The following is a 7,628-nucleotide window of genomic DNA, read 5'->3' on the forward strand; positions in this document are numbered from 1 at the left end:
ACTATTGATGTGAGCTCAACAAGTTGCTGAAGCATCCCGCCGAATGCGGTTTGGTTGTTCACACACAGACGCATTCAGCGGGATGCCATGATACTCACGCTGTTTCACTGTCTTCGGTAAGAGCCATGAAAGATAATCCGACCGAAGCCTGCGGCCGGTGTTCGATGTCGACGGTGGTCGACGCGATCTCCGGGATTGAGGATGACTCCGACAGCGAGGGGACCGCCGGCGCAGGTGCCGAACAGTCGGCCCAAAGGCGATCATCGCCGTTCGACGGCAATCGGATTGAGGTCGACGAAGCCGACCTCCGGCGACTTTCTCCGGCGGCGTGGATGGGTCGGCTGACCACACGACTCAATACCCTCGCCCAGCGGTTGACCTACGGTCGGTGAGCGTAATCCACGGAGCGGTTTAGGAGAGAACGACGAGATACGTCAGCGAGAAAATGACGATGGCGGCGGTGGCGACGTTGACGGGCGTGAACGACCCGATACCGACCAGCGAGAGGCCGCCGACGATGGTCCACCCCAAAAGAGTTGACAACACGACGTTCAACGCCAAGACCACGCGTGGGTCGCCCTGCGAGGCGTCGACGGCCTCGCTGAAGCCCTCGCGTTCCTCTGAATCATCGCTCATGTTCAGCACACGGTGACGGTGCGTCTTAGATGTTGCCGCTCGGATGGTGGGCGCGGTCGACTGTCAACGGCTGGGTCCGTCGGTTACGGTTCACGAACGACCAACTCGGCACCGTTCTCGGTCGGAAACACCTCGTCGCTCGTCGACTCGAACTCGCTGTCGGTGACGAGCGCCTCGGTCAGTGCTTCCCGGAGTGCGCTTTCGTCGTACTCGGTCCCGATAAAGACGAGCTCGCTCCGGCGGTCGCCGTGTTCTTCGTCCCACTCCAGTTCAGGTCGGTTTGTGCGGTACATTTTCTGGTCGACTTCGGGAAGGCTCGCGATCCATGGGCCCTGTGTCGTCGTTCTGACTGAGGGTCCGGCCTGGCTCATCGAGATCCGAGCCTCGTTGCCCGCGATCCAGGTGGTTCCTTTCGACCGAACGATTTCGGGTGGGAGTTCCCGAAGGAAGTCCGCAAACCGTTCGGGATGAAACGGTCGGCGTCGACGATACGTGAACGACGAGACCCCATACACCTCGTCGGGATGGTGGTGGCCGTGGTGTCCATTGTCGTGAGCGTGCTGCTCGTCTGCTGAATCGAGCGCGCGCTTCCAGCCCGGAAGGTCGCCGACGGCCGTCTGGTCGAACAGTTCTGTCCCGAGCAGACGGTCGGGGTCGACGGCCGAAAACTCGGTGCGGATCGTCTCGGCGTCGGGTTGGAGCGCCGCGACGAGTGCCTCGGCTTCGTCGAGTTCGGAGTCGGTACACTGATCGACTTTGTTTAAGACGACGATGTTCGAGACCTCGACCTGTTCGACCAACAGATCCGACAGCGGGCGATCGGCCTCGCTGCCCTGTCGCTGGGGAACCGATTGCCCGCCGAAGGTATCGACCAACAGGCGCGTATCGAGCACCGTGACGAGCGCGTCGACGTCGTACAGCGCGGCCACGCGGGATTCGGTCGTAAACAGCCGGGCGACGGGCGCTGGCTCGGAGATGCCCGACGACTCGACGAGCAGGTGGTCGAACGACCGCTCGCGGGCGAGTCGGACGACCGCAGTTTCGAGATCGTCCTGGAGCTCACAACAGATACAGCCGTTCGACAGCTCGGTGACGCCGTCGTCGAGATCCAGTTCCGAGCCCTCGGCGACGAGTCCGGCGTCGACATTGACCTCGCCCATATCGTTTACCAGGACGGCGAGATTCCGGTCACCAGCGGTCGACAACAGGTGGTTGACCAGCGTCGTTTTGCCCGCCCCGAGACTGCCCGACAGAATCGTCACCGGGATCGATCCGTTCATACACTGTGTTCGACCAGTCACACAGTAAAATTCAATCACGTTTGGCTGACAGATCGTCACTGTTCCCGAGAGGATTTATATATCCTCACCGGTGTGAACACACATGACACTCCCAGAGCGGATCGAATCCTTTCGTGTGACCCTCGAAGAGTGGCTTCGCGGGCTCTACCACGGGATGATCACCCATCCAGCCTACGAAAAAATCGAAAAGGAGGCCGAAGACACCGAAGACGCGTTTATGTTAGCGTGTTTCCCAGATGCGTTCGGCATTCCCTCGCCGGTTTCGTACTACACGGCCGAACTGTTGCCCTACCTCGAAAGCGAGTTCGAGTCGTGGGAACGTCGACTCTGGGACCGCGGATCGTACGTCGAACGCAAGGGCCAGCAGTACCACTTCTGATGGAGCCGTTCGTCTTCTTTGGTGGGAAGGGCGGCGTCGGCAAAACCACCGTCTCCAGCAGCTATGCCCTGAAGTGTGCCCGCGACGGTCACGAGACCTTGGTCGTCTCGACCGATCCGGCCCACTCGGTCTCCGACGTGTTCGACCAGCCGTTCGATGACGACGCCCGGTCGGTCGAGGGAATCGACAACCTCTGGGCGATGCAGATCGATCCCGATGAGGAGGTGACGAGACATCTCAACGAGCTTCGGCAGGGGCTCTCCGAGCAGGTTTCGACCGCGATGGTCAACGAGATCAATCGCCAACTGGAGATGTCGCACGGAACGCCCGGCGCGTACGAAGCGGCACTCTTTGATCGCTTCGTCGACGTGATGCGCAACGCTGAACCCTACGACCGGGTCGTTTTCGATACCTCGCCAACCGGCGGGACGCTTCGGTTGCTCGGCCTACCCGAACTCCTCGAAGACTGGATCGACCGCCTGATGCAAAAACGCCGGGTGAGCATCGATCTGTTCGAGAAGGCCGCCATCGGTGGCAACGAACCCCGGCGTGTGATGGACGGCGATCCAGTGCTCGCTCGGCTTCAGACGCGCAAGGAGTTTTTCGAGTTCGCCGGTCGGACGCTCCGAGAGGATGCGGCCTTCTTTCTCGTACTGAATCCCGACGAGCTCTCGGTCAACGAAACCGCCCGGGCGATCAACCAGTTGGACGAGAGGGGCCTGGCGGTGCGCGGTCTGGTCGTCAACAAGCTCACACCCGCGCCCGACCCCGACGAGAACGGCCGCGGCGCGCGGTATCTTCGAGACCGTATCGAGACCGAAACCGAGCGACTCGACCATGTCCGCGAGGAGTTTGAGCCGCCGCTGGTCGCCGAAATCGAAACCCGCGTCTCCGAGATCAAGGGCGACTTTTTGGGCGACGTAGCCAGCGAGATCGATATCGAAACGGCCGTCGAGAGGTCGACGGCAACTCCGAAATAACGCGCACCAATCGGCGTGCTCAACACGCATCGAGGTCGACGACGTCGTCGTGTTTGGCGACCATCGCGCACTCGACGACCGAGCGTTGTGACGCCGAGAGGCGCTCGTTGCTGACGAAGTACTCGGCGACCGCACCTTCGAACACTCGATCGGAGCCGGTCGAACCGATTCGAACGTCGTCGCCCAACTCCGTGATTTCGTTCGGACCAGTGCCCTGATCCTCACCGTTGACGAATAGTTTTCCGTCGCTCTCGCCGACGGTATGGGTCACGATGGCCCACTCCCCGTCGGTTGTCACCTCGGCGTCGGGGCCGGGCGTCGCCCGCCAGAGATCCGCCTGCGATGAATCCGTGGGCTCGTCCGACTGGTCGACCGCGAACGCCGACTCACTGCGTGCGGGCTCGCCCATCGCGTATAGTCCACCGCCACGCCGGGTGGGTTCGTCGACGTATACCATCATGACAACGGTCACTCCAGAGTCGTTGCGAATGCCCATCTCCTCGGGAGTCACAGTGGCGCTCAGCCCCGAGTCGGCCGTGCCATCGAATCGAACCGCCTCGATACCGTCGACGATGGTCCATTCGGGGGCCACAGCACCCGACACCACGGTAACGGCGTTACTGCTTTTATCATGCCACGAAGTCACTGGCTCACCCGGCGAAAAGTCAGGACTCTGGGTGGCATCGAGCCAGAGGACACACGGGAACGTACCGTCCAAGTAGCGGTCGTTATCGGCTTTGTCTTGAGCGAACCTGGCGACGTCACGGGGGTCGAACGTCTTCGAATAGGTACACTCGCCCGAGCCGCCGGGCACGGCCGGTGACTGATCGATGCCGCGCGAGAAGTCAAACACCGAGACTCCCACAGCAATACCGAGGACTACTACTAACAGAATGAATCCGATCGACTGTACCGGGTACCCAGCCCTTGTGTCGGATCGTACTGTTCCGTGTGGCCCCTTCATCGTGATCATGTCCCCCACCGCCGTCCGGTCTGTGCGGCGATGTTATTTCACATCGCGGTCCCCAGCCGAAACAATCAACAAATAATATCATAGCTATTATAAATAAACTGTGGCGAGTGTTCCGAACGGGCTATGCGCACGTCGCAGGGGCAAGGGCTAACTCACGTCGACAGCAAGACCAAGTATGACCGACCCAGCGCTTCAAGCGGCCGCCGAGACGGCACTCACCCAGTGTCTGAATCTGGGGAGTACGGAGACCTGTCTGATCGTTACCGATGACAAGCGCCAGTCGATCGGTGAGATGCTGTACACCGTTGCCAGCGAGATCACCGACGACCCTGCCATCGTTCGCTACCCACCGGGACCACAGCACGGCGCAGAACCGTCAGCACCAATCGCCGCAGCCCTCAAAGAGGCCGACGTGTTTCTCGCCCCAACGACGAAAAGTATCAGTCACACACGCGCTCGCGGGGACGCCTGCGAAGCAGGCGCTCGCGGCGCAACATTGCCAGGGATCACCGAGGACGTGTTCATCACGGGGTTGGACGCCGACTACGAGGCTATCGCTGCTCACTCCGAGGCCATGCATGAGCAGGTCGTCGACGCCGCGGAGATTCGAGTCACCTCACCACAGGGCACCGACATCACCTTCGAGATCGGCGACCGCGAGTGGCTCCTCGACACCGGAATCGTCCACGAGGCGGGCGACTTTTCGAACCTGCCGGCCGGTGAGATATTCGTCGCCCCCGAGAGTGCGACCGGTACCTACGTCGTCGACGGAACGATGCGCCCCCACGGTCTCCTTGCCGACGGCCAGCAACTCACCTTCGAGGTCGACGACGGCTACGTGACCGACATTTCGGACGACGAAATCCGCGAGCAGATCGAGACCGCCGCCGAGGCGGTCGGCCAGCCAGCTTACAACCTCGCCGAACTCGGAATCGGAACGAACGTGGGTGTCGACGAACTGGTCGGTTCGGTCCTGTTGGACGAGAAGGCCGCAGGAACGGTCCATATCGCCATCGGCGACAACGCCGCGATCGGTGGCGAAACCGACGCCCCGCTACATCTCGATGGGATTCTCCGCGACCCGACCGTCTTCGTGGACGGTGTCGAGATCGACCTTCCGAAGTAGTCGACGCCTACCCCCGAGTAGGAACTGACTACGCTAGTCGAACCCACACGGCCTCGACAAGCACGACTTTTTACCCGCCGCCCTCGGAAAAGGACTTATGAGCGACTTAGACGCCGGTGACAGGGTGGCACTCGCCTGCCCCTCCTGTTCACCACGCGAGGACACTGTCCACGAGGTGCTGAAACCCGGCGGCGATGTTACTGTCCGGTGCAACGACTGCGGCCACGTCCACAAAACCCGACTCGAATCGAAATCGACCGTCGACAAGAAGGTGATCGTCTCCCAAGAGGGCGAGTCGTTCAGCACACGGCTGGCGGCCGACCCCGACGAAACCGTCGAAGTCGGCGACGAGTTCATCGTCGACACGCCAGAGGCGATTTTGCAGGTCCGTGTGACGGGCCTCGAACTGTTGGATGCCGACGCCCGCTACGAGCAGGCGATCATGGAAGACGTCCAGACGGTCTGGACGCGCGCGGTCGACAACGTCGGCGTGAACGTAACCCTCCATCCGAAAGACGGCTCGCGCGACGACACCCGGAGCCTCAAAGTCAACGTCCCCGGCGACTACGAGTTCACCGTGGGAGAGACCGAGACGTTCGGCGACGACGAGTTCTCGATTACCGGGCTGTTGGTCCGCGAGGACGCCGAAGGCTATCGGTTCGATAAGTTCGACCAGCGCGGCGATATGGTGTACGCCAAAGACGTCAAACGCGTTTACGGCATCGACGAGACGACGACTGCTTGGTCGGCGTGGTAATCCTCACGTGAGGGTCGAATTCTATTTCGATTTCGTGACCGGTTGCCAACGTGCGATTCAAACCCGTCGACGCCGGAGACCACTCAATGGATCGTGAAACGCTCCGGGCGGACATGCTCGACGGACTGGAGTACAGTCTCGACCAGCCGCTCGGAGCCGCCATCGTCGACGCCCTCCAGACGGTCGACCATCAGGAGTTTAGCGACCCCGAGGCCAGCGCGAGCGACGACTCGATTTCACGCCTTGTCCAACCAGAACTGGTCGCACGCTTGTTGGTTGCACTCGACGCCGAGGCTGGCGACGAGACGCTGATCGTCGGCGCGGGCGTCGGCTACACCGCGGCCGTGCTCGCCGAGATCGTCGGCGACAGACATGTCCAGGCCGTCGATATCGATCGCCAACTCGTCTGGGCTGCCCGACACAACCTCCGGTCGACCGGGCACGATGAAGTACTCGTCGACCGTCGGGATGGCGCGAAGGGCTACCCCGAGTATGCACCGTTCGACCGGATTCTCGTCGAGAGTTCGGTGGTCGAACCGCCACAAGCGCTGGTCGACCAGCTCACGCCTGGCGGGCGGCTGGTAGTCCCGCGCGGAACGACAACCCAGACGCTCGTCGCCTACGAGCGCGACCCCGAGCGCCGTACGGTCAGCGTCGTCGACGAGTTCGGCGCAGTACGGTTTCGTCCGATGTTAGTCGACGGCGAGCAGGCCAGCAGTCCGGTTCGAAACCGAACCCAGCGCGAGGACAGCGAGTTCGACCAGCAGGGCTATTTTGCACCCACGGGCTGGGAGTACGAGTGGCTTGACTGGGACGAACGACTGTAATCGACTCGCTACACGGACAAGCGACACACTGACGACTCCCCATCTCGTACTGTCGGGCGTGGCTGAATCTGCACAACCGCCGGGCGAGACCGAGCCAAACCGAGGCGAACCATCGGCCAGCGACGTCGACCTGTCGGAACTGACGATCAAAGAGCGAATCGCACTCGCAACGGTCCAAGAGCCAGCCATCGGCCTCTTTCTCGTGTTATTTACGCTGTTTGCCTTTACGTTCTTTATTGCGCTTGCACTCGTCTATCCGGGTGTCGCCGGGCTGTTCATTGCGGTGTTGGTAGTGATCTCCGTGCTCGGTGTCAGCGCGTTCGTCGTCCTGCGTCGACTGGATCTTGCGTAGCGAGTTCGTTGTTTGAAATTGGGATCTGGGCGGGATTTGAACCTCATTCGCTGTGCTCACGGCTCCGGCATTCGTGCCGCTCGTTGGTTCAAACCCTCAGTGAACCGTATTACCGACTCACGGTGTTGCCGAGCATATGCTACGCAATGCTCGGCGTGTTGTTCGTCGGAAAAACGCCCGGGGCGGGATTTGAACCCGCGTCACAACCGTGACAGGGTTGTATGATGGGCCACTACACCACCTGGGCTTGCTGCATTCATGCGTTTTTCGGCGAGACGTTTAAACCTTATTAGTCGA

Annotated in this window: 10 protein-coding genes and 1 tRNA gene; 7 read left to right on the forward strand and 4 right to left on the reverse strand. The window is 61.3% G+C overall.

Going from position 1 to position 7,628, the window contains the following annotated elements:
* Positions 1 to 125 precede the first annotated feature (125 nt).
* Entirely contained in the window at positions 126 to 392 is a 267-nt protein-coding gene (locus O2S87_RS17330) for a DUF8007 family protein (RefSeq protein WP_475410005.1), read from the forward strand.
* A gap of 19 nt (positions 393 to 411) precedes the next feature.
* Here the strand turns inward: O2S87_RS17330 and O2S87_RS17335 are convergent, their stop codons facing one another.
* Both O2S87_RS17335 and O2S87_RS17340 read right to left on the reverse strand, forming a co-directional pair.
* On the reverse strand, positions 412 to 636 hold the full coding sequence (locus tag O2S87_RS17335) for a DUF8107 family protein (RefSeq protein ID WP_475410006.1): 225 nt from the start codon (positions 634 to 636) through the stop codon (positions 412 to 414).
* An 83-nt stretch (positions 637 to 719) separates the two neighbouring features.
* On the reverse strand, positions 720 to 1,916 hold the full coding sequence (locus O2S87_RS17340; protein WP_475410007.1) for a CobW family GTP-binding protein: 1,197 nt from the start codon (positions 1,914 to 1,916) through the stop codon (positions 720 to 722).
* Between the two features lie 103 nt (positions 1,917 to 2,019).
* On the opposite strand from O2S87_RS17340, the gene O2S87_RS17345 reads away from it, so the two are divergent.
* Both O2S87_RS17345 and O2S87_RS17350 read left to right on the forward strand, forming a co-directional pair.
* Positions 2,020 to 2,316 carry a DUF7990 family protein gene (locus O2S87_RS17345; protein ID WP_475410008.1) on the forward strand — a complete coding sequence of 99 codons (297 nt, stop codon included), beginning with the start codon at positions 2,020 to 2,022 and terminating at the stop codon, positions 2,314 to 2,316.
* Positions 2,316 to 3,296 carry an ArsA family ATPase gene (locus O2S87_RS17350; RefSeq protein ID WP_475410009.1) on the forward strand — a complete coding sequence of 327 codons (981 nt, stop codon included), beginning with the start codon at positions 2,316 to 2,318 and terminating at the stop codon, positions 3,294 to 3,296. The genes O2S87_RS17345 and O2S87_RS17350 overlap by 1 nt, the downstream gene beginning before the upstream one ends.
* A 19-nt stretch (positions 3,297 to 3,315) precedes the next feature.
* Here the strand turns inward: O2S87_RS17350 and O2S87_RS17355 are convergent, their stop codons facing one another.
* Positions 3,316 to 4,149: a LamG-like jellyroll fold domain-containing protein gene (locus tag O2S87_RS17355; RefSeq protein WP_475410010.1), complete on the reverse strand. Its 834-nt coding sequence runs from the start codon at positions 4,147 to 4,149 to the stop codon at positions 3,316 to 3,318.
* Positions 4,150 to 4,444: 295 nt separating this feature from the next.
* Here O2S87_RS17355 and O2S87_RS17360 point away from each other — a divergent pair, with 295 nt between their 5' ends.
* From O2S87_RS17360 to O2S87_RS17375, 4 genes are all read left to right on the forward strand, one after another.
* The gene (locus tag O2S87_RS17360) at positions 4,445 to 5,395 is read left to right on the forward strand and encodes an aminopeptidase (protein ID WP_475410011.1); all 951 of its coding nucleotides are present in this window, start codon (positions 4,445 to 4,447) and stop codon (positions 5,393 to 5,395) included.
* A gap of 97 nt (positions 5,396 to 5,492) precedes the next feature.
* Complete coding sequence (locus O2S87_RS17365; protein ID WP_475410012.1) at positions 5,493 to 6,152, forward strand: HVO_0476 family zinc finger protein; 660 nt, start codon at positions 5,493 to 5,495, stop codon at positions 6,150 to 6,152.
* Positions 6,153 to 6,238: 86 nt separating this feature from the next.
* On the forward strand, positions 6,239 to 6,979 hold the full coding sequence (locus O2S87_RS17370; RefSeq protein WP_475410013.1) for a protein-L-isoaspartate O-methyltransferase family protein: 741 nt from the start codon (positions 6,239 to 6,241) through the stop codon (positions 6,977 to 6,979).
* Between the two features lie 58 nt (positions 6,980 to 7,037).
* Entirely contained in the window at positions 7,038 to 7,331 is a 294-nt protein-coding gene (locus tag O2S87_RS17375; protein WP_475410014.1) for a hypothetical protein, read from the forward strand.
* A gap of 174 nt (positions 7,332 to 7,505) precedes the next feature.
* Here the strand turns inward: O2S87_RS17375 and O2S87_RS17380 are convergent.
* A tRNA-Asp gene (locus O2S87_RS17380) sits at positions 7,506 to 7,578 on the reverse strand.
* Positions 7,579 to 7,628 lie beyond the last annotated feature (50 nt).

Source organism: Halohasta sp. A2 (assembly GCF_056175805.1).